Annotated in this window: 23 protein-coding genes and 1 riboswitch; of the genes, 5 read left to right on the forward strand and 18 right to left on the reverse strand. The window is 40.4% G+C overall.

What is annotated here, in order from left to right:
- Positions 1 to 64: 64 nt before the first annotated feature.
- The 18 genes from ABJH98_RS02760 to sufB all read right to left on the reverse strand — a co-directional run bounded on the left by ABJH98_RS02760 (position 65) and on the right by sufB (position 16999).
- Entirely contained in the window at positions 65 to 451 is a 387-nt protein-coding gene (locus ABJH98_RS02760; RefSeq protein ID WP_348306093.1) for a T9SS type A sorting domain-containing protein, read from the reverse strand.
- Positions 452 to 595: 144 nt separating this feature from the next.
- Entirely contained in the window at positions 596 to 2155 is a 1560-nt protein-coding gene (locus ABJH98_RS02765; protein WP_348306094.1) for an NAD(P)H-hydrate dehydratase, read from the reverse strand.
- A gap of 53 nt (positions 2156 to 2208) precedes the next feature.
- Positions 2209 to 3426: an NADH-quinone oxidoreductase subunit D gene (locus ABJH98_RS02770; RefSeq protein ID WP_348306095.1), complete on the reverse strand. Its 1218-nt coding sequence runs from the start codon at positions 3424 to 3426 to the stop codon at positions 2209 to 2211.
- Entirely contained in the window at positions 3423 to 3926 is a 504-nt protein-coding gene (locus ABJH98_RS02775) for an NADH-quinone oxidoreductase subunit C (RefSeq protein ID WP_348306096.1), read from the reverse strand. Before ABJH98_RS02775 ends, ABJH98_RS02770 begins: the two co-directional genes overlap by 4 nt.
- Positions 3927 to 3928: 2 nt before the next feature.
- On the reverse strand, positions 3929 to 4450 hold the full coding sequence (locus ABJH98_RS02780; RefSeq protein WP_348306097.1) for an NADH-quinone oxidoreductase subunit B family protein: 522 nt from the start codon (positions 4448 to 4450) through the stop codon (positions 3929 to 3931).
- 132 nt (positions 4451 to 4582) lie between these two features.
- Positions 4583 to 5050: an NADH-quinone oxidoreductase subunit A gene (locus ABJH98_RS02785; protein WP_348306098.1), complete on the reverse strand. Its 468-nt coding sequence runs from the start codon at positions 5048 to 5050 to the stop codon at positions 4583 to 4585.
- Between the two features lie 399 nt (positions 5051 to 5449).
- A complete protein-coding gene (locus tag ABJH98_RS02790; RefSeq protein WP_348306099.1) occupies positions 5450 to 7672 on the reverse strand; it encodes an NADP-dependent isocitrate dehydrogenase in 2223 nt (740 codons plus the stop codon).
- A 291-nt stretch (positions 7673 to 7963) separates the two neighbouring features.
- Positions 7964 to 8806, reverse strand: a complete 843-nt coding sequence (locus ABJH98_RS02795) for a 1,4-dihydroxy-2-naphthoyl-CoA synthase (protein WP_348306100.1) — start codon at positions 8804 to 8806, stop codon at positions 7964 to 7966.
- A 238-nt stretch (positions 8807 to 9044) separates the two neighbouring features.
- Entirely contained in the window at positions 9045 to 9329 is a 285-nt protein-coding gene (locus ABJH98_RS02800; protein WP_348306101.1) for a hypothetical protein, read from the reverse strand.
- A 2-nt stretch (positions 9330 to 9331) separates the two neighbouring features.
- Positions 9332 to 10150 carry a 3-methyl-2-oxobutanoate hydroxymethyltransferase gene (panB, locus tag ABJH98_RS02805; RefSeq protein WP_348306102.1) on the reverse strand — a complete coding sequence of 273 codons (819 nt, stop codon included), beginning with the start codon at positions 10148 to 10150 and terminating at the stop codon, positions 9332 to 9334.
- Positions 10151 to 10274: 124 nt separating this feature from the next.
- Entirely contained in the window at positions 10275 to 10829 is a 555-nt protein-coding gene (locus ABJH98_RS02810) for a thioredoxin family protein (protein ID WP_348306103.1), read from the reverse strand.
- A gap of 86 nt (positions 10830 to 10915) precedes the next feature.
- Positions 10916 to 11332, reverse strand: a complete 417-nt coding sequence (locus ABJH98_RS02815; RefSeq protein ID WP_348306104.1) for a BrxA/BrxB family bacilliredoxin — start codon at positions 11330 to 11332, stop codon at positions 10916 to 10918.
- Positions 11333 to 11435: 103 nt separating this feature from the next.
- A complete protein-coding gene (locus ABJH98_RS02820) occupies positions 11436 to 11750 on the reverse strand; it encodes an iron-sulfur cluster assembly protein (RefSeq protein WP_348306105.1) in 315 nt (104 codons plus the stop codon).
- A gap of 1 nt (position 11751) precedes the next feature.
- Entirely contained in the window at positions 11752 to 12180 is a 429-nt protein-coding gene (locus ABJH98_RS02825; RefSeq protein ID WP_348306106.1) for a SufE family protein, read from the reverse strand.
- A 25-nt stretch (positions 12181 to 12205) separates the two neighbouring features.
- Positions 12206 to 13435: a cysteine desulfurase gene (locus tag ABJH98_RS02830; protein ID WP_348306107.1), complete on the reverse strand. Its 1230-nt coding sequence runs from the start codon at positions 13433 to 13435 to the stop codon at positions 12206 to 12208.
- A gap of 5 nt (positions 13436 to 13440) precedes the next feature.
- Positions 13441 to 14742, reverse strand: coding sequence for a Fe-S cluster assembly protein SufD (sufD, locus tag ABJH98_RS02835; RefSeq protein WP_348306108.1), 1302 nt, complete (start codon positions 14740 to 14742; stop codon positions 13441 to 13443).
- 11 nt (positions 14743 to 14753) lie between these two features.
- The gene (gene sufC, locus ABJH98_RS02840; RefSeq protein ID WP_348306109.1) at positions 14754 to 15509 is read right to left on the reverse strand and encodes a Fe-S cluster assembly ATPase SufC; all 756 of its coding nucleotides are present in this window, start codon (positions 15507 to 15509) and stop codon (positions 14754 to 14756) included.
- 44 nt (positions 15510 to 15553) lie between these two features.
- Positions 15554 to 16999, reverse strand: coding sequence for a Fe-S cluster assembly protein SufB (sufB, locus tag ABJH98_RS02845; protein WP_348306110.1), 1446 nt, complete (start codon positions 16997 to 16999; stop codon positions 15554 to 15556).
- Positions 17000 to 17159: 160 nt separating this feature from the next.
- On the opposite strand from sufB, the gene ABJH98_RS02850 reads away from it, so the two are divergent.
- The 5 genes from ABJH98_RS02850 to ABJH98_RS02870 all read left to right on the forward strand — a co-directional run bounded on the left by ABJH98_RS02850 (position 17160) and on the right by ABJH98_RS02870 (position 22667).
- Positions 17160 to 17969 carry a VOC family protein gene (locus ABJH98_RS02850; RefSeq protein ID WP_348306111.1) on the forward strand — a complete coding sequence of 270 codons (810 nt, stop codon included), beginning with the start codon at positions 17160 to 17162 and terminating at the stop codon, positions 17967 to 17969.
- An 86-nt stretch (positions 17970 to 18055) separates the two neighbouring features.
- Positions 18056 to 18166: riboswitch (SAM riboswitch) on the forward strand.
- Positions 18167 to 18298: 132 nt separating this feature from the next.
- Positions 18299 to 19471 (forward strand): PLP-dependent aspartate aminotransferase family protein, encoded by a 1173-nt coding sequence (locus tag ABJH98_RS02855; protein WP_348306112.1) that lies wholly within the window; start codon positions 18299 to 18301, stop codon positions 19469 to 19471.
- 2 nt (positions 19472 to 19473) lie between these two features.
- Positions 19474 to 20649: a homoserine dehydrogenase gene (locus ABJH98_RS02860; RefSeq protein WP_348306113.1), complete on the forward strand. Its 1176-nt coding sequence runs from the start codon at positions 19474 to 19476 to the stop codon at positions 20647 to 20649.
- A gap of 158 nt (positions 20650 to 20807) precedes the next feature.
- Positions 20808 to 21428, forward strand: a complete 621-nt coding sequence (locus ABJH98_RS02865; RefSeq protein ID WP_348306114.1) for a PAS domain S-box protein — start codon at positions 20808 to 20810, stop codon at positions 21426 to 21428.
- A gap of 78 nt (positions 21429 to 21506) precedes the next feature.
- The gene (locus ABJH98_RS02870; protein WP_348306115.1) at positions 21507 to 22667 is read left to right on the forward strand and encodes a tetratricopeptide repeat protein; all 1161 of its coding nucleotides are present in this window, start codon (positions 21507 to 21509) and stop codon (positions 22665 to 22667) included.

Raw genomic sequence — 22667 nt, forward strand, 5'->3', positions numbered from 1 at the left:
GGCGACAAAACACAAAAAAAAGGCCTCGATTTCTCGAGGCCTTTTTTTTACGCTCCTTGCTACTTTACTCTTTCTTTAAAAATTTGTAAGCTTCTTTAAATTGAGAAAAATCATCTTTGACAATCACAAAATAATATCCTGGGTTAAAGCTTTTGATATTAATACGATACTTATCGCTTCCTATATTTTCAGCATCTACTTCTACCGTGTTTCCAATGATGCTGTGTAATTCAAAAGAAGTTTCTCTTAAGTTTGAATTTTTAATATTTACTATAATGTAGTCTATAGATGGGTTAGGATAAACTTCTATTTGATTGGTAAGATTTAGGGATTCGTTTTCGAATATGAGTGCTTCTGCAGTAAAAGTCGTGGTGCTGGTGCTATCTTGAGCCCAAGCAGATGTGGCTGCAAGCAGCAAGACCACTGATCCTATGACTTTTAAAATTTGCATATCGTTTAGTTCCCAAATTCACTGCTCTACAAAATACGCTGATTGCGGACTTATAGTTTCTATGAATATAATTAATTTATTGTTAAGTCTGACAGATGAATCTGAATTTTCGATAAGCGCCTAGTAATTTCTCGATGAATATGACTATATACGACGACGCCTCTCAGATTTTTTTACTTTTTGTTGATAAACTATTTTACGCATCGCACGAGGTAGGTATTCCAAAAGGTCTGAAGCTATCAACGATTCCTCCGCATTTTTCTTCACAAATAAATCTCCTGCTAGTCCATGAAGATAAGCACCTAATAGTGCAGCTTCAAAACCATTATAACCTTGCCCCACGAGCGCAGTTAGAATACCAGTCAATACATCTCCACTTCCGCCAGTCGCCATGCCAGGATTTCCTGTAGCATTAAAAACTACAGTACCGTCTGGATTACAGATGCTGGAATTGGCACCTTTTAAGAGAATGATCACTTTGTGTTTTGCACAAAATTCTATCTGTTTATTCAAGCGGTCATAATCATTCTCCCAGTTACCAACCAATCTTCTGAACTCTCCTGGATGGGGTGTAAGAACAGATCCTTCAGGGATTTTTTCAATCCAGTTTTTATTTTCAGAAAGTATATTTAAAGCATCCGCATCAATAACCATTGGTAGATCAAACTGATCAAGTATTTGTTTGAATGCTCCAGCTGTCATTTTATCTGTACCTATTCCGGGTCCAACTCCGATCACATCAAAATCTGAAATAGAATGCATATTGGAAATCAATTGGTCTTGATCATCTACCATCACCATAGCCTCTGGCACACTGTTTTGAAGGACGTTTTGGCCACAACCCGGTGTATGCATAGTCAGTAGCCCAGCTCCTGATCGCAGGCAAGCTTTGCCAGCCAATATGGCGGCACCCATTTTTCCGTGACTCCCAGCAACCAATAGATTTTTTCCTGCTCGGCCCTTATGAGAAAATCTTGATCTGTGTTTTACAAATGAGCGAACAAATGAAAGTGTTGAAAAATAATAATTAGAAGAAAGTGATTGGATGTACTCTTCTATCAATCCAATACTTTTGATAATTAATTCACCACTCTGGTTCTCATTTTCTGGCAAAAGCAATGATAACTTGGGCACCTGAAAGCAGACTGTATGTGAAGCATTCATTATCGCACCTCCATCAAACTTACTGTCGCACCCTAATCCAGAAGCAATGTCTACTGCCACACGATATTCGCAAGGTTCGGCATTCAAATGATTAATCAAATCAGCAATAAGTCCAGTAATCGGACGACTTAGGCCAGATCCGAAAATAGCATCTATAATGACCGTGTCTTTACCAAGTGTGGGGAAATTTGATTGATCTATAACTGTCTGAGGAATATCGTAGTTTTGAATTATATCGTAGTTGATTTTGAAATCCCTCGAACCTGAATCAGGGTCACCTACACAAAACAAGGAAACTGTATATCCTGCATCATTGAGTAATCTGCAAATCACCAATCCATCTCCCCCATTATTGCCAGTTCCACAAAATATGACGATCGGGATCTCCGTATCAAAAAGTGCTGTAAACCATCGAGCGAACTCTTCTGAAGCCCGCTCCATCAAGTCTATAGAATGAATAGGTTCATTTTTGATCGTAAATTGATCAGCTTGTCGGATCTGTTCCGCATCGAGTACTTTGAGACAATAATTAAAATCCATATCCAAAAATCATTAGTAGATTAAATTTAACGATTTTTGAATAGTAAGTTTGATTATCTATCCACTTCACCCATCACAAAATCGAGCGAACCTACAATGGCAATCAAATCAGCCACCATATATCCTTTAGAAATAGCTGGTAAAATGGATAGGTTAGAAAAACTGCATCCTCGCGCTTTGCATCGAATGGCAATATCTGAACGGCCATCAGTTCTAAAAAAGAAGCCTAGTTCACCTTTAGGATTTTCAGCTCGCACGTACAAATCTTGAGCTTTAGGACGAATTTTTTTAGGCACTAATTCTCTCGGATCGAAGTCACGGGTTCGTTTCAAATCACCAGTCAATTGTGACAAACATTGTTCAATGATTTTTACAGATTGCTTCACCTCTTCAACACGCACCCAAGTTCTGTCCCAACAATCACCAGTTTGTCCCATTTGACCCTTGCCAATCGGCACTTCAAAGTCCAACTCAGGATAGACGGAATATCCATCTACTTTGCGGTAATCTAATCTCAAGCCGGATCCCCTTAGAATTGGGCCTGTTACTCCATAATTGATCGCAAGATTTCGTGGAATGACTCCAATGTTAGCCGTGCGCTCTATAAATATTTTATTATTCATCAAAACCTCATCTAACTCGACCAATTTGGGTTTTAGATAGTTGATGAATTCAGTACATTTCTCTTCAAATCCCACTGGTAAATCATAATACAACCCACCAATCCAAATGTAGTTGTACAACATCCGTGCTCCACTGACCCATTCGAGCAATCGAAGGATATGCTCGCGATCACGCATGACCCAAAGGAAAGGGGTGAAGGCACCAATGTCCAGTCCGTACGTCCCAATAGCCACAAAGTGTGAAGCTATTCTGTTCAACTCAGCCACTAAGACTCGGATGTATTCCACTCGCTTAGGAATTTTATCTTCAATACCTAACATGCGTTCCACACCCATCGCATAGGCATGTTCGGAATTCATCGCTCCTACGTAGTCCATTCGATCCACGAATGGTATAACGCCATTCATAGCTACAGACTCCGCATGCTTCTCAAAACATCGATGCAGATAACCCAAGTGCGGAACCACATCCACCACAATTTCTCCATCCGTGACCACTTCTAGCCGAAGCACACCATGTGTGGAAGGATGCTGTGGCCCAATGTTGATGACCATTTCCTCGCGAGAGAGTTTGGATTCGTCATATACGTTGGGTGCTGACTCGTTGAGGTTTTCTGGTCGGTATTTATATTCTATGGCTTGGCTCATACTGGGTCTCCCTCCTCTCTGATCGTTTTCATTCCACGATATGTCGCTGGCTCTTCATAATCTTTGAGCATAGGGTGTCCTTCCCAATCTGCTGGCATTAGAATTCTTCTCAGATCAGGGTGATTATTGAATTTAATGCCGAAAAGATCATAAGCTTCTCGCTCGTGCCAATCGGCCGTTTTCCACAAGTAGCTAACAGTTTCTAGCTCTGGATTCTCGCGGGAAATTGTCGTCTTGATCATGATGGAATGCTCTAAAGGAATCGAATACAAATTGTAAATGACTTCCAAAGTATTCACTTCTGGGCCGTTGTCGACAGCCGTCAGACATGAAAGCAAGTCACAGAATGAAGACTCATTGTCTTTGAGTACATCCATTACGGGCAGTACTTTATCTGACTCGATAACCAAAGCCTGGGGTGTTGAGATTTCGTCTATCGACAAAACTACTTCCTCACCCAATTTCGAATCAATAAGATTTTTAAACTCTTCTACTGTCATAATTAGGCTTGTTTATCCAAGATTTCTTTGAACCCTTCAGGAGCGACCAAAGTTTCATTTTCAATTTTTTCTCGAAGTTTGATAATACCACCAATCAAAGCTTCTGGCCTTGGTGGACAGCCTGGCACATACACATCTACTGGAATGATCTTATCCACGCCTTTTACTACATGATATCCGTGTTCCCAATAGGGCCCGCCGCAATTGGCACAACTTCCCATGGAGATGACATATCTGGGTTCGGCCATTTGCTCGTAGAGCCTACGAACTCGGTCGCCCATTTTATAAGTAACCGTGCCCGCCACAATCATCACATCGGACATTCTAGGGCTGGCTCTCGGCACTACCCCAAAGCGATCTAGGTCATAACCTGAAGCCATCGATCCCATCATTTCAATCGCACAGCATGCTAAACCAAAACCCATGGGCCAGATACTGGACATTCGCGCCCAATTGGTCAAATCCTCGAGATTGCTGAGGATGACACCTCCATTATTGAATTGTTGATCGAGTAGGCCTTTCATGTTTTTTTAGATATTAGATGTTAGACATTAGAGTCAAGACTTTTGTTTTTGTCATCTCGACATAGGAGATATCTTATTAAAATTGAGAAAAGGAACCTTTAGACTTCTCCTGCGTCGAAATGACAACTAATATTATCCATACTTCTCATTCAAATCACTGTACAAAATTTCAGGTACTTTGCTTTCTGTATCTAATACACTCACTTCTGGTTTTTCCCATTCGAGATAGCCTTTGCCCCAGACGTAAACCAAGCCTAAAGCAAGAATGAGTATGAACAAGCCCATTTCTATCATGGCCAACATGCCCCAATTACCAGCTGTTTCTGCGTTTAATTGTTCATTGCCAAAAACGATCGCCCAAGGGAACAGAAAAAGCAATTCCGTTTCGAAAAGGACAAAAACCAACGCCACCACATAAAAGCGAATATTGAATTTTCCCCATGCGGTACCGGTTGGGTCTTCACCACATTCGTAGGTGGTGAGCTTTTCTTCGTTCGGTCGATTCGGACGTAGTAATCGACTGATCACCAGCGGTCCAATGATCGCTACTAATCCGCCTACGGCGAACAATAATAAGATTTGATAATTGGTTAGTTCCATTTTACTCAATTATAATAACTTGTTTTTCATTTTTTAGCTTGTCCCAAAAAACGAAACAAAAAAAGACAAGGCTGTGAATAAATTCCTAAAATTCAGGTTGTCCCGTACTGAAATCCAAACTCGCTTCGTTCAAACAGTGGATTTCATTTCAATTTTTTTAGCCTGAATTTTTAATCGGAATTAATTCAAGGCCAAATTAAATTCTCGTTCTGACAAAATGATTGAAGAATTTAATCTTAGCCTAAAGTTACCACAAACAAAAAAACCTCGCCATAAGACGAGGTTTATAATTTCTATATTAACGTCTTACACTATCACTAATGCCTGATACAACAACAAATAGCATTTGCTGGCATTGAATCAAGGGTTTGGATGTTGTAAGTACTGTTCATTTTCTAATTAAGCTATTGACGCCAAAAGACCGTTCAATGTTGTACTTGGTCGCATCGCATCGGAAGCTAGTTGCTCAGTTGGTTGGTAGTACCCACCAATATTCACCTCTGCTCCTTGAGCAGCGATCAATTCTTCGTTGATCTTATCTTCATTTGCTGCCAATGACTTAGACACTTCTGCAAATTTAGCCTTCAACTCAACGTCTTTGTCTTGTGCTGCCAATGCTTCCGCCCAGTACGTCATCAAGTAAAAGTGACTGCCTCTGTTATCAATTTCATTCACTTTTCTTGAAGGTGATTTACCTAACTCTAAGAATTTGCCAGTGGCTTCATCCAGTGCATCCGCCAATACCTGTGCTTTCTCATTGCCTGTAGTTTGACTTAAGTGCTCTAATGAAACTGTCAATGCCAAAAATTCACCCAAAGAATCCCATCTCAAGTGGCCTTCTTGGTTGAACTGTTGCACGTGCTTAGGTGCAGATCCACCTGCACCAGTTTCGAACAATCCACCGCCGTTCATCAATGGTACTATCGAAAGCATTTTTGCACTCGTTCCTAATTCCAGAATAGGGAAAAGGTCAGTCAAATAATCTCTCAATACATTACCAGTAACGGAAATAGTATCTTTTCCTTCTTTGATTCTTTCTAGAGAATACTTCGTTGCTTCTTCAGGTGATTTAATCATGATATCCAATCCATTGGTATCGTGATCTTTCAAATAGGTATTCACTTTAGCAATCAGCTGTGCATCGTGTGCTCTGTTTTCGTCCAACCAGAAAACAGCAGGATTGCCAGTCGCTTTCGCTCTTGATACGGCTAGTTTTACCCAGTCCTGAATCGGTGCATCTTTCACCTGACACATTCTAAATATATCGCCAGCCTCTACCGACTGCTCCATTAATACCTTTCCAGCCGCATCCGTTACAGTCACAGTACCAGTGGCTGACATTTGGAATGTCTTATCATGTGACCCGTATTCCTCTGCTTTCTGTGCCATCAATCCTACGTTGGGCACGCTACCCATAGTAGTAGGATCAAACGCTCCATGCTTCTTGCAGAAGTCGATCGTTTCTTGGTAAATACCTGCGTAACATCTGTCAGGAATGACTGCTTTGGTGTCTTGCTGATTACCTGCGGCGTTCCACATCTGGCCAGAAGTTCGAATCATTGCTGGCATCGAAGCGTCAATGATCACATCACTTGGTACGTGAAGGTTGGTGATTCCTTTGTCAGAATTCACCATGGCTAAATCTGGGCGATTTTTGTAAACTGCATCCAAGTCAGCCTTTACTTCTGTTTCTTTGGCATGACCCGCTATTTTCGCATAAACATCACCAATACCGTTAGTAGCTGTCACGCCTAGCTCTGCAAATAAATCTGCATATTTTTCAAACACTTCAGCATAAAATACTTCTACAGCTGCTCCGAAGATGATAGGATCTGACACCTTCATCATGGTTGCTTTCATGTGTAATGAAAACAATACACCATTTGCTTTTGCATCTTCAACTTCTTTGGCAATGAAAGCTTTCAAAGCTGCCATGTTCATCACTGACGCATCTATGATTTCACCTGCCAACAAAGACGTCTTTTCTTTTAATACTTTCGTAGATCCGTCAGCTCCTACGAATTCGATTTTCACGTCAGTAGCGTCAGCCACAGTCACAGATTTTTCACTGCCGTAGAAATCGCCTTCATTCATGCTCGCTACATGCGACTTTGAGTCCGAAGCCCAAGCGCCCATCGAATGCGGATTTTTCTTAGCAAAGTTTTTCACCGCTTTAGGTGCTCTTCTGTCCGAGTTTCCTTCTCTCAAAACTGGGTTTACCGCGCTGCCCAAAACTTTAGCGTAAGCCGCTTTGATTTTCTTTTCTTCGTCGTTTTTAGGACTGGCAGGATAGTTTGGCAACTTGTATCCTTTGGCCTGAAGCTCCTTGATAGCTTCTTGCAACTGTGGAATCGAAGCACTGATGTTAGGCAATTTGATGATGTTTGCTTCGGGTGTTTTAGCTAGCTGTCCAAGTTCAGCTAAAGCATCACCGATTTTTTGATCATCTGTTAAGTACTCAGATAGATTAGCAATAATTCTTCCTGCCAGAGAAATGTCTCTGGTCTCAACTTCTACTCCTGCTGCTTTTGTAAATGCCTGTACAATAGGCAAAAATGAATAGGTGGCGAGTGCCGGCGCTTCGTCCGTCTTCGTGTAAATAATTTTAGCGTTTTGTGCCATTTTTCTTTTCCTTCAATTAATTAAATACCCAACAAAATTGTTTTTGGTTCAACCCCGATAGCTATCAAAGTTGGCAGGGTCAGGAGTCGTAGATTGCCCGGATCGGCGACTCAGTTGCTTTAAGTCAGCGAATTTAATAAATGTTTGTAGAAAGGGGTATTTATTGGGCAGTTAATAGCTTGAGCATAGAATATTTAACGTCAACGAAAGGGCTTGAAAAAAATATTCACCCTCCACTTCGCACTTCTACTTTATCAATAGGACAAGACTATCTGATCCAGCCCATTTGTATTATGGAAACTTGGGGAATTTTGAAAAGTCTCTTTCTCTTTTCTCCAGAAAGGCATTTCTTCCTTCTACAGCTTCATCAGTTCCATAAGCCAATCGGGTGGCTTCTCCTGCATATACCTGCTGCCCTACCAATCCATCATCGATTAAATTGAATCCGAATTTCAACATTTTTATGGCTGTTGGGCTTTTGGTCATGATTTCCTGTGACCAATCGTAAGCGACTTGTTCCAACTCTTGGTGAGGAACTACTTTGTTTACCATGCCCATTTCGTAAGCTTCCTGTGCGGTATAGTCTGCCCCTAAGAAAAATATCTCACGTGCTCTTTTCTGACCGACTTGTCGAGCCAAATAAGCAGAACCAAAACCTCCATCAAAACTAGCCACATCAGCATCAGTCTGCTTGAATATCGCATGCTCCTTGCTGGCAATCGTCAAGTCGCAAACCACGTGCAGACTATGTCCTCCACCAACTGCCCATCCAGGAACTACTGCTATGACCACCTTATTCATGAACCGAATTTGACGCTGGACGTCCAAAATATTGAATCGATTAATGCCATTCGCTCCTTTGTATCCGGTAGTTGAACGTACGCGCTGATCTCCACCCGAACAAAATGCCCAACCGCCATCCTTGGGCGATGGCCCTTCTCCAGTGATCAAAACCACACCAATTTCCTGGCTTTCATGACAAATTATTAGAGCCTCCCACAGTTCGTCCACGGTTTTCGGGGTAAATGCGTTGCGGCATTCGGGTCTATTGAAAGCGATTCGAGCCACTCCATTTAAGGTCTTGAAAGTGATCTCCTCATATTCTTTTTCGGTTTTCCAATCTAATTTTGCCATGCTTGTATTTTGTAATTGAAGTCTTACAAATGTAAGAACTCATCCCTTGGTTTTAGTTACTATTTCAGAATTTTGGATGAGCCTTTGACTATCGTACAACTTGAGGACCTGCTTCAAAGTCATTCCGTAGTGCAGCGGAGGAATCTCCTTTGTTACTAGCAGTCTGCCATCAGCTGATAAGATTTCTACAGTCATCCGACTGTCGTCGAATTCTTTGCGAAATGACAGTATTGTAAAATTAGCCAAAGACCCAGTAAATCAGGCAACCAACAAACACTGCAGAAATAATCATCGCCTTAATTTTTCTTCTAATTTCCTTTTTTCGTGCAGCCTTTAATCTGCGATGCAATTTTTCTAGATATTCGGGACTGGCTTCTTTGAAAACTAATGGTTTTCTGGAAATGATGTAATTGGTAATGTAGGATTTATCAAAATTAGAATAACCAGAAGATCTTGTTCCTTTCAGGGTTTGTCTGTTCTGTTTATTCAAATCATTTGCCCACCTCGAAAAACTCTCTCCCATTTTTAATAACTCTCCTTATCGCTTGGGAAGTCCTTGGCTTTGACGTCTTTGATGTAGCCTTGGACGGCTTCGGTCATGATCTGACTCATATCGGTGTATTGGCGTAGGAATCTGGGTTGAAACTCTTGCGTGATACCTAGCATGTCGTGCGTCACTAAAACCTGGCCATCTACATGTGGGCCAGCACCAATGCCGATCACAGGAATGTTGATGGTTTCGGCTACTCGCTTAGCCAGTTTGCTTGGGATTTTTTCTAAAACAAGTGCATAGCAACCGGTCTCTTCAAGCAGCTTAGCGTCGGCAATTAGCTTCTCTGCTTCGGCTTCCTCACGGGCTCGTACGGTATAAGTACCAAACTTATAAATCGACTGGGGTGTCAAACCTAAATGCCCCATGACAGGTACACCTGCACTCAATATTCTTGTCACACTTTCCTGAATCTCTGCTCCACCTTCCAGCTTGACAGAATGCGCCCCTGATTCCTTCATGATTTTAATGGCGGACCTTAAAGCTTCGGAAGAATTGCCCTGATAGCTACCAAAAGGTAAATCCACTACCACAAACGCTCTACTGATCGCTCTCACCACCCCTTGTGCATGATAGATCATTTGATCCAATGTAATTGGTAAAGTGGTTTCATTTCCCGCCATGACATTGGAGGCGGAATCTCCTACCAGTAACACGTCAATACCTGCCTGATCCAGAATCCTAGCCATTGAGAAATCATAGGCCGTGAGCATGGAGATTTTCTCTCCACGATTTTTCATTTCCTGGAGTTGGTGAGTGGTGACTCTTTTGATGTTGGATTGATGAACAGACATATTTGGGTATTTAGTGGTTAGACTTTAGTATTTAGACTATAACAAAGCCCATTTCCAAAACCTCAGCGTAAGATAAAACAAGATGCAAGATTTAAGAATCAAGAGCCAAGAAAATTGGTAAGTTCTATTTCCACTTGATGTTGCAACCCAGACTTGGGTGTTGTTCGGTATCCACAGGAAGGCCTGCTACTAGATTACGCAAAGCTAAACTCAAGTCATCGCCAGTGATAGGTACGTTGTTGCTTGGTGTAGCGCCATCTAATCGGCCACGATACACACACTTGTCTTTACCATCAAAAACAAAAAAATCTGGCGTGCAGGCCGCTTGATAGGCTTGAGCAATCTCTTGTGATTCATCGTAGAGATAAGGAAAAGTAAAACCGTACTTTTCCGCATGCTTCTTCATCAACTCTGGTGAATCGTCTGGGTAGTTTTCCACGTCATTGGAACTAATGGCTACGAAGCCTATACCTTTTTCTTGATATTCCTTAGTTAGCGCTACTACTTTTTCCTGCACATGAATCACATAAGGACAGTGATTACAAATGAACATCACCACTGTGCCTTTGTCGGATTTGATATCTGAGAAGCTTTTGGTATTTCCAGAAACTGTGTCAGGAAGTGAGAATGCAGGGGCGGTAGTACCCAAGGGCATCATGGTAGATTCGGTTTTAGCCATAGTTCTTTTAGATTAAAAGACAAAAGAGCCAAGAATCAAGACATGTCATCTTGGTTCTTGGCTCTAATTTCTTGATTCTATATTAATTAACAAAATTCGTCGAATACCTGCACCAAATGATCAGCGATCATTTCTGCGCTACGGCCTTCGATGTGGTGTCTTTCTACAAAATGTGCCAATTCACCATCTTTGAACAAAGCAATTGATGGGGACGACGGAGGATAAGGCAATGTATATTCTCTTGCTTTCTGAACGGCCTCAGCGTCTACACCTGCAAATACTGTAGTTAGATGCGAAGGTTTTTTTGTACTGTTCTCAACTGCCAATTTCACGCCTGGTCGAGCTGCTCCCGCCGCACATCCGCATACAGAATTTACTACCAATAAAGTAGTACCACTGTGGTCAGTCAAATGCTTTTCTACTGCATCTGCAGTTTTTAATTCTTCAAATCCCGCAGAGGATAAATCTGCTCGCATGGGAGCTACTAGTTCTTCTGGATACATATCTTGTTCGTATTTAATATTCTTAATTTCAATTTGTTACTTGTTGGTGACAACACCAACAAGGGCGGTAAGATTTCTCCTAACGTCGAAATGACAAAAACGTTTACATAAAACCAAGTTCCAACTTCGCCGCTTCGGACATCATATCTGTCTCGTAGGGTGGATCGAAAGTCACTTCTACATCCACTTTGCCTACGCCTTCGATTTCTTCTATTTTCTGCTTGATTTCCTCTGGCAGTGCTTCTGCCGAAGGACAAGCAGGTGAAGTCAATGTCATCAACACATAGACGTTATTCACAGGGAAAATGTTGATCTCATAGATCAATCCCAGCTCATACACATCCACAGGAATCTCCGGGTCATAGACCATCTTGATTGCTGCGAGCACTTTTTCTTTTAAGTCTTTCTCTTCTGCCATCTTAGTTAATTTTTGCTTTCATCGCCAAGGCGTAAATCTGCATTTGTTTGATCATCGCCTTGAAACCATTAGAACGCTGAGTACCTATAAAACGATTCATCCCAATTTTTTCATGGAAGAATAAATCAGCATTCAATATATCATCTGGGGTTTGATTGGTTAATATTCTCACCAACAAACTCACTAGACCTTTGGTAATAGCCGTATTACTGTCTGCTTGATAAACGACTTTGTCATCTTCCATTTTGGCGTGAAGCCAAACTTTAGACTGACAGCCTTTTACAATATTTTCATCTGTTTGATATTCGACTGGTAACTCAGGTAACTTGGCTCCAAGTTCCATCACATAGCCGATGGTCATTTCCATGTCGCCATCGAGCATACCGAAATCTTCTATTATATCTTCCTGAATGGAATTAATTGTAGCCATACTTGGAGCCCAAAGGGCTTTTACTTTACTTAAACATTTTGATGACCGCTTTGAGCGAGTCCACAAAATATTTGATTTCTTCTTTTGTATTGTAAACAGAGAATGAGGCCCTCACCGTTCCTTCGATGTCAAAAAATTCCATCAAAGGCTGAGCACAGTGATGTCCCGTTCGAACGGCGATACCTTTGGCATCTAGCAATTGACCCAAGTCGAATGGGTGAACGCCGTCGATCAAGAATGAGATCACGCTTGCTTTTTTATCAGCAGTGCCCACGGGTGTAAACCCGTCAACATCCTTCAACAAATCATTGGCATAAGCCATCAACTCAACTTCGTAACGAGCAATATTTTCTTGTCCCAAATCCTCCACAAAATCAATAGCTGATTTGAAGGCGATTACTTCCCCGATATTCGGCGTACCCGCTTCAAACTTGTAAGGAATGTCATTGTAAGTTGTGCCCGAGAAACTCACATCTTTGATCATTTCTCCTCCTCCTTGGTACGGTGGCATGGCTTCGAGCAACGCTCGTTTGCCATACAAAGCACCTACGCCAGTTGGTCCATATACTTTATGTGCAGAGAAAGCCAAGAAATCACAATCCAGAGCCTTTACATCCATTTTTACATGTGGGGCAGCTTGTGCTGCATCAATCAACACTTTCGCACCCACTTTGTGTGCTTCAGTGATGATTTCCTTCACTGGATTAATTGTACCCAGAGCGTTGGATATATAGTTGACTGAAACCAATTTGGTTTTGTCAGACAATAATTTGACATATTCGTCAAATATCAATTCTCCTTTTTCATTGACCGGAATCACTTTCAATACCGCACCTTTTTCTTCACAAAGAATTTGCCAAGGCACAATATTCGAATGATGTTCCAAAGCAGAAACGATAATCTCGTCTCCTTCGTTGATGAATTTTCTTCCAAAAGTGGCAGCCACCAAGTTGATGCCTTCTGTCGTGCCTTTGGTAAAAATGATTTCTTCTACTTCATTGGCATTCAGAAATTTCGCCACTGTTATACGAGTGTCTTCAAAAGCCGTGGTGGCTCTTTCTGCCAAAGTATGAATGCCTCTATGTATGTTGGCATTATCGGTATTATAGTAGTGTGTCAGCGCATCAATGACACACTGAGGTTTCTGCGACGTTGCAGCATTGTCAAAATAAACCAAAGGTTTACCATTGACTTCCTGATGAAGAATGGGAAATTGTTTTCTTATTGCTTCAATATCTATCGCTGCGTCTACCATGTCACTTATACGTTCAGTCTTGCAATTACTTTATCGGTAATTTCCATTTTCAACCAACCGAGATTCACTTTTTCAATGACCTCAGCCACATTGGCTAACAGTATCATTGAAGTAGCCTTTTCTTTGTCGATCCCTCGGGCTCTCAAATAGAAAATTGCCTCTTCGTCCAATTGGCCAGTGGTACATCCGTGCGAACACTTCACATCATCTGCCCAAATCTCCAATTGTGGCTTGGTATTTACTACGGCATCGTCGGACAAAAGGATGTTGCCATTGGACTGAAATGCATTTGTTTTTTGTGCTTCTTGCTGCACAAATATTTTTCCATTGAAAACACCACGAGACTGATCGTCCATCACGCCTTTGTACAGCTCATTGCTGTTACAGTTTGGCTTGCGGTGATCCACTGTCGTATGGTTATCAACATGCGTCTTGCCTTTAGTCAAGTACAATCCAAACATGTTGCTTTCACAGCCTTCACCATCCACTTCGATGTGCAGGTTGTTTCTTACCACTTCTCCGTCAAGCGTAAATACATAAGAAGAGAAAACACTATCTCTTTCTTGATACACGCGAGTGTTGCCAATGTAAACTGCCTTTGGTGATTCTTCTTGAATCTTGTATAAACTTACGTGAGCGTTTTGCTTAACAATGTAGTTTTTCGACTCATTGATAAAGGTGCTCTCGTTGCCAAATGACAAATGAAAATGCACAAAATCAGCCTGGCTACTTTCATTAGCGACATAAATATTTTTAATAAATCCGTGATTGGCATTGCCGTCATTCACAGAGATATAATAACAAATCACAGGAGCAGCCACTACTTTGCCTTTGGCAATCTGAGCTACTACGCCATCATTGGCATAGACATTATTTTGTGCTTCAAATGGATCTGAGTCGTCTTTGAACAATTCATTCACATCATTCTCAGCTGCATAATCTTTCAATGACTCAATTTTCAGTTGCTCTTCTGGGGAAACTACAATTGAATTCTCTGTATCATATTTTCCATTCACAAAGAACAAAACATTTGCGCCTTCGTGTTTGGCTTTGATGTCATTGATCAATTCCTGAGGTAACTCGTCTATATCAGCGTATTTCGACAAGTCGAAATTTTTGCTGATTGCTTTTGTCAACTTAGTGAATTTATACTCTTCTGCTCGTGGTCCAGGAAAGCCATTGTCTTTCAGGAAATTGAGCGCCTTCTTACGATTTTCCCCCAATTGAGGAATCGCACTGCCATTCATGTTGGCTACGAATTGCGCTGCCTGATCGACTAGCTCCTGACCAAATATTTTTTTATCCAAATCGCTCATGCTTAAGCTTCTTCTAATTCTTTGATGATCCAGTCGTACCCTCTTTTCTCAAGTTCTAAAGCCAAATCTTTATTTCCAGACTTTACAATTCTACCTTGGTACAAGACGTGCACGAAATCCGGCACGATATAGTCCAACAATCTCTGGTAATGAGTCACCACGATGGTAGCATTATCTGCAGATTTTAGAGCATTTACTCCGTTAGCCACAATTCTCAAGGCATCAATATCCAACCCAGAATCTGTTTCATCTAATACCGCCAACTTTGGCTCGAGCATCGCCATTTGGAAAATTTCGTTTCTTTTCTTTTCTCCTCCAGAGAAACCTTCATTCAATGAACGGCTTAACAATGATTGATCGATCTCAACCAATGCCATCTTCTCTTTCATTCGCTTTAAGAAAGCCACTGCATCTAAAGGCTCCTGTCCTTTATGCTCTCTGATTTGATTCAGTGCAGTTTTCATGAAGTTAGTAGTAGTCACTCCAGGAATCTCTACTGGGTACTGGAATGCCAAGAAGATACCTTCTCTTGCTCTTTCTTCAGCAGCCAAGTCCAATAAGTCTTGACCCATATATTCTACTTCACCGCCAGTCACTTCGTAATCATCACGACCTGCCAACACAGAAGCCAAAGTACTTTTACCAGAACCATTAGGTCCCATAATAGCATGTACCTCACCTGGTTTTACTTCAAGGTTGATCCCTTTGAGAATTTCTTTCTCTTCTACTCGTGCCTGTAAATTTTTTATCTTAAGCATTGCTGCAAATTTTATTTCTTATTGAATGTATTAGTAATTGGAGATTATCCTACTGAGCCCTCTAGGGTTAGTGCTAGAAGCTTCTGAGCTTCCACTGCAAACTCCATTGGCAATTGATTGAGTACTTCTTTAGCGTAACCATTAACGATCAATGCCACTGCATTTTCCTCATCAATTCCCCGCTGGGTACAGTAGAAGATTTGATCTTCACCAATCTTAGAAGTAGTTGCCTCGTGCTCCACATGTGCAGATGAGTTCTCTATATCAATGTATGGGAAAGTATGAGCTCCACACAAGTTACCAACTAACAAAGAATCACACTGAGAGTGGTTTCTAGCATTAGTTGCTCGTTTTGAAACCTGTACCTGTCCTCTGTAGCTGTTTTGCGAATGACCCGCAGAAATACCTTTTGATACAATTCTAGACTTGGTGTTTTTACCCAAATGAATCATTTTGGTACCTGTATCTGCTTGCTGGTAGTTATTAGTTACAGCCACTGAATAGAATTCACCTACTGAATAATCTCCTTTCAAAATACAAGAAGGATATTTCCAGGTTACGGCTGACCCCGTTTCAACTTGTGTCCATGAGATTTTAGAATGATCGCCGGCACAGATACCTCGTTTGGTTACGAAGTTGTAAATACCACCCTTGCCATTTTTGTCGCCAGGGTACCAGTTTTGCACGGTTGAGTATTTTACTTCAGCATCCTTGTGTGCTACTATTTCGACTACTGCCGCGTGCAACTGATTTTCATCCCGCATGGGTGCAGTACACCCTTCCAAGTAACTCACATAAGAACCTTCATCCGCTACGATCAGTGTTCTTTCGAACTGACCGGTATTGGCCGCATTGATTCGGAAATAGGTTGACAACTCCATCGGGCATCTTACGCCCTTAGGGATGTAACAGAAAGATCCATCAGAAAACACTGCCGAATTTAATGCTGAGTAATAGTTGTCAGACTTCGGCACGACAGACCCAATATATTTCTTAATCAACTCAGGGTGCTCTTTTACCGCTTCGCTGAACGAACAGAAAATGATTCCCAACTTGCCTAAAGTATCTTTGAAAGTAGTCGCCACAGATACAGAATCAATCACTGCATCTACAGCCACTCCTGTCAATCTCTTTTGCTCCGTTAGTGAAATTCCAAGTTTTTCGAAAGTATCGAGCAATTCTGGATCTACGTCATCCAAACTTTCAGGTGTTTTTTTCTGCTTGGGAGCAGAATAATACTTGATGTCCTGATAGTCGATTTTAGGATATTTTACGTTGGGCCAAGTAGGTTCTTTCATCGCTTGCCATTTAGCAAACGCATCCAACCTCCAATCTAGCAACCATTCCGGCTCGTTTTTCTTTTTTGAAATAAATCGAACAATGTCCTCGTTCAGTCCCTTGGGTGCCTCATCAGCTTCCAAGTCTACTGACCAGCCATGTTCGTATTCTTTTGAGGTAAATTCCTCTAATATTTGATCATCTTTACTCATTCGAAAATGGAATAATTTAGATTCATTTTAAATAGGCTCAAAATTACTACGATTAATTGAGGATGTCGATTCGAACCTATAATTTTTTTTGAAATGGAGATAGACTGAGCCTATATCGCGAGATTTATTTTACTTTGAATAAGAAGTCTTTCAAAAAGCTATGATTCAATCTACAAAAACTGCCCTTATCATTATTCTGATTTCCTTTGTCTGTACGACTTCATACGAACTTTTTGCCCAAACGGATGAAACTGATTTTCAATTAAGTGGCGCAACTATCATAGCTCGAGATGTCAAACTTTCGGCTACTTGGTACAGAAAGTATTTGGATATATCGATCAAAGAATACAAACCACAACAACATGTAAAGATGAAAACAGGGAATTTCAACTTATACATTAAGCAGGGGAAAAATGTATTACTCAAGAGTCAGGTTCAATTTCCAAAAGGGAAAAAGTATGTGAATGGCATTTCTAAAATCGGGTTCTCCACAAACAAATTCGAAGAGATAAAAGAAAAATTATTAGCCTCTAATCAAAAGATAATCGAAGATGTAACTGAGGATAAAAATCTTGAAATGAGGTACTTTCTTACTGCAGATCCTGACGGAAATCAAGTGCAAATATTTGATAAACCAAATCCAGCGGATAGTGCCAATACCAAAGCCATGTTTTTTTCGATCACTTCTTCTGATTTCATCAATACCATGAAATGGTACGAGGAGAATATTGATTTCGCAGAAATTAAAACTGTCGACGAATCAAAAATTCACTATCAAAATTTATTGCACAAAGGCGATGTCATTTTTGAAATTATTCACCTTCCTTATGAGTCACTGGAAACTACAGAATTTATGCCATTAGGGCGAGAATTCGGAGGTTTTGATGAAATTAAATTCAAAAGTGAAACAGGAAAAACCAGTTCATTTGAGATGGATAATAATGCCAACAAAGTACGGTGGCTGCACTAGTCCGAAATAAATATTTCACAATTTTTCTTGCACAAGAAAAATTCTAGCCCATATCTTTGTGACTCGTTCTAAGTAAATTATTGGATGACTTATCAAGAAAGGTGGAGGGATTTGGCCCTGTGAAACCTTAGCAACCCTTGTTGGAAACAACAGAAGGTGCTAACTCCAATCCTGATGAAAATCGGGACAGATAAGCGGATTGGATAGACTCAATATCAAAAAAATATACGATGTCCTTTCTAGCTTGTCTGGAAAGGACATTTTTTTTTGTCCATTCCAGACAATGGACCCTTGAAAAGTCTCCTTGTAAACTTTAAAAAAATAAAGACATGCAAGAGACAACAGAAATTTTACACAGCATCCTGTCAGATCCGTTGACCGGTGCACTCTCGACTCCCATTTATCAAACCTCCACGTTTGTGCAAGATGCACCAGGAGTAAACAAAGGCTTCGACTACAGTCGATCCAACAATCCTACCCGCCAAGTTTTGGAAGACACAATTTCTAAACTGGAAAATGGAGCTGGTGGGTTCGCCTTTGCGAGTGGATTAGCTGCAGTAGATGCAGTAATCAAACTTTGCCAGGCTGGAGATGAGATTGTCGCTGTAGATGACATTTATGGTGGTACTTTCCGATCATTTGAAAAGTTATACAAGAAATTTGGTATCACGGTTCACTATACAGACACTACTGAACCAGAAAACATTATCGACAACATTACCCCTAATACCAAACTGATCTGGTTGGAAACTCCAACCAACCCTACCCTTAAAATCACTGACATCGCAACCATTTCGAAGATCGCACATTCGTATGACTGCCTTGTGGTGGTCGACAATACTTTCGCTTCTCCAATTCTTCAAAAACCATTGGATTTAGGCGCTGATATCGTATTGCATAGTGCTACGAAGTATATCGCAGGTCATTCTGATGTGATCGCTGGCCTAGTGGCCGTTAAAACAAAAGAACTAGCCGAAGAAATCAAGTTTATTCAGAATGCAACTGGAAGTATCCTTGGACCATGGGACAGTTGGTTGACCATTCGTGGTATTCAGACGCTGGGGCTAAGGGTAGAAAAACAATGTAGAAATGCAGAAATCATCGCTGAGTATTTGGTTAACAAACCCGAATTGAAAATCATAAATTATCCAGGATTAAAACAACACCCAAGTCATGCTTTGGCCACTAAGCAACAAAAATATTACGGAGCTGTAGTGTCTTTTGCTTTCAAAGAAGATTCGATAGAAAAAGCCACCGATTTGGTAACAAACACGCAGCTTTTCAAATTGGCAGAAAGTCTGGGTGGTGTCAAGAGTCTTTGCTGTCATCCAGCCACCATGACACATAAAGGTACGCCAGATGATATCCGCAGAGCTGCTGGCATCCAAGATTCTTTGGTAAGATTATCAGTCGGCACGGAAGATCCTTCAGATCTGATTCAAGATTTAGAAGTAGCATTTGAAAAAATTAAATCAAAAGAAAAAAACGCTGTATTAGCATAAGAATGAAAAACCTCAAACTAGGCATTTTCGGCTTCGGCTGTGTTGGGCAAGGCTTATACCATGTTCTTCAACAATCCAACTCCATCAATTCAGAAATAGTGAAAATATGCATCAAGGATCTGAATAAGTCCAGATCCTTAGATGCTTCTTATTTCACAGACAATAAAGATGAATTGCTTCAAAATGATAACATAGATGTAATCGTAGAGTTAATCGATGATGCAGAAGCAGCGTTTGAAATTGTGACTACAGCCATGAATAATGGGAAATCAGTAGTATCAGCCAATAAAAAAATGATCGCTGAACACCTAGAAGAGCTACTGGAACTACAAGAAAAAAACAAAGTATCCTTTTTGTATGAAGCTTCTTGCTGTGCGAGTATTCCAATCATCAGAAATCTCGAAGAGTACTATGACAATGATTTATTGTCTTCGCTTGAAGGCATATTTAATGGTTCAACTAATTTCATTTTGTCCAAACTTTTGGATGGTGTTCAAACGTATGATGAAGTGCTGAAAGAAGCTCAAGATTTGGGCTTTGCAGAAAGCGATCCCACGCTTGATGTCGAAGGCATAGATCCTAAATACAAATTATGCATCCTATTATTTCATGCTTTTGGTCTGGTAACTAAGCCAGAAGAGGTATTTAACTATGGCATTTCTAAAATCAATGAGTTTGACATTGACTATGCTAAGAAAAGAGGCCTGACAATCAAATTGATTTCTAAGTGCAGAAGAAACAGTGATAAAATTGAAGCTTATTGTCTACCCACATTCATTCCTATAGGTTCAGTACTTTCTCAAACCAGCAATGAATACAACGCTGTAGTACTAGAAAGTGCCTTTTCCGAAAGTCAGCTTTTATATGGAAAAGGAGCTGGAGATAAGCCGACAGGCTCTGCCGTCTTATCAGATATTTCTGCGCTCAATCACAATTATAGGTATGAGTATAAAAAGAAGTCAAAGAATCAAGGCAAATTTAAATTATGCGAAGACTTCGACCTGAGGCTTTATGTAAGATATGATGGGACCTCCCCCAATTTTGAGGACTTCGATTCTATTGAAGAAAAATACTACAGTGAAAAAGGAAACTTCTTAGTAGGCTGTATCAAATTAAAAAACCTAAAAAACTCCAATTGGTTAAAAGAAGCAAGCATCAATACGATTGTACTGAATTAAAATATCTCTAAAATTTCATAATTGAGAACCTGAACCCTATCTGCAGCCGGCAGATGGGGTTCTTTTTTTAATATTTTAACGCAACTCCTAAAATTAATTTCGATTCAGGCTATAACTTTCAAATCATATTGATAAATTTTCATACCTAACCATCAGCTATGAAAGAGAGGATTGCCGAAAACCTGCAGGAAACCTTGCAGTTATTAGAAGCTATACAGGACAGTACGACTGTGGCCAATTTGGTTGTAGCGGCTGACTATCGCATAGTCTCATATAATCGACGATTTCGGGAATTTTTACTAAAATATTGGTCACATGAAGTATGCGTTGGTGAAATGAGCACTGACTTTGTACACCCTGATAACATTGTGGATTTCAAAAGGGAGTTTGATATAGCACTAAATGGAAAAATAGTGAATGGTGAGCATCATTTTACCACAAAAAATGGAAGAAGCATGTGGATTGCGGTAGAATACCACCCCGTCAAAACCCTTCCCAAGTGTAGTAATAAAGTGGCCTTGTCATTTAGAAATGTGACTAGAGAAAAACTTTATGAAAAGAAAATCACCGCTCAAAACAAAAAACTAAAAGAAGTAGCCTTCGTATCTGCCCATCAACTGAGAGGCCCGATCACTTCATTATTGGGGTTAACTAATTTACTTTCAAACCAACCCGAAGATTGGTCAGACACCAAATTATACATCGAAAAAATCAAAACCCTTTCAAGTAAAATTGATAGTGAACTTCGAAGCTTGGTAAGTAAAACCGAAGAAATTTAAATCCAACCTAAAAGATCTCACGTAATTGTTTAGCTTGTATTAGCTTTATGCACATTGAATATTTCTCAGCAAGAATTGATGCGAACACTGTTATTTATAGTTGCCCTTTTCTGTTTTTTTTCGATTAGAGTTGAAGCAAATCCAACAGACAGCATACCTGTGCTACTTACCGACACTGAAATCCAAATCGAGTGTACGGAAGGAATCAATAGCATGTATAATTTTGATTTTAACCGAGCTGATTCACAATTTCGATGGCTCAAAGGCAAATACGGTTGGCACCCGCTTCCCTATTTTTTATTAGGTCTAAGTCAATGGTGGCGCATTGTGCCAAATATTCAAGATGAACAGTATGATTCGGCCATGCTCGTATATATGGATAGTACGATACTTATTGCCGAAAATATTTTAGAGCATGGCAGCAGTGTTGAAGGTGGATTCTTTTTATCAGCGGCTTATGCATTTAAGGGTCGGCTATATGCCGAAAGGCACGCCTGGAGAAAAGCTGCAACCGCAGGAAAAAACGCAATGAAGTACTTGGATTATTGCAGAGGTCATGAAGAATTTGGACCAGAAATATTATTCGGTGATGCGTTATATAATTACTATTCTGTTTGGATTCCCGAGAACTATCCAATTTTAAAACCCATCATGATGTTTTTTAGGGATGGGGATAAAGAATTAGGACTGAAACAACTCAAGGAAGTGGCCAACAATGCTTTTTTCACGAGGACAGAAGCGCAGTATTTTTTGATGAGAATCCAAGCCGATGAAGAGCATGATAAAAAATCAGCACTATTTATTGCTGAATACTTAAATCAGACTTTCCCAAATAATGCATATTTCCAGCGCTATTATGCACGCATGCTTTATACGACAGGAAGATATACTGAGGCAGAAGATATTTCTAAATCGATCATCGCTAAGATTGATAGTGGTTTTGTAGGATATGAGCAAAACAGTGGTCGATATGCCGCTTTTTTTCTTGCAGAAATCAAGGCACATCAAGATGAACCCGAAGAAGCTGAAAAGTACTATAAACTCTGTGTCAAATATGGAGATGAAATTGGTGCGCAAGAAAAAGGGTACTACCTGTATTCTATGCTTAATTTAGGAAGATACGATGCAGACAGAGGAAATAAAGAAGAAGCGAAGGAGAAATTTAAAATGGTCAAAAAATTGTCAAATAAAAAAGCACGCACCCATGATTTGGCTAAAGAGTATTTGAAGAGTCTTTAG

The organism is Reichenbachiella sp. (assembly GCF_039969095.1).
In the GTDB taxonomy this organism is placed as follows: Bacteria; Bacteroidota; Bacteroidia; order Cytophagales; family Cyclobacteriaceae; genus Reichenbachiella.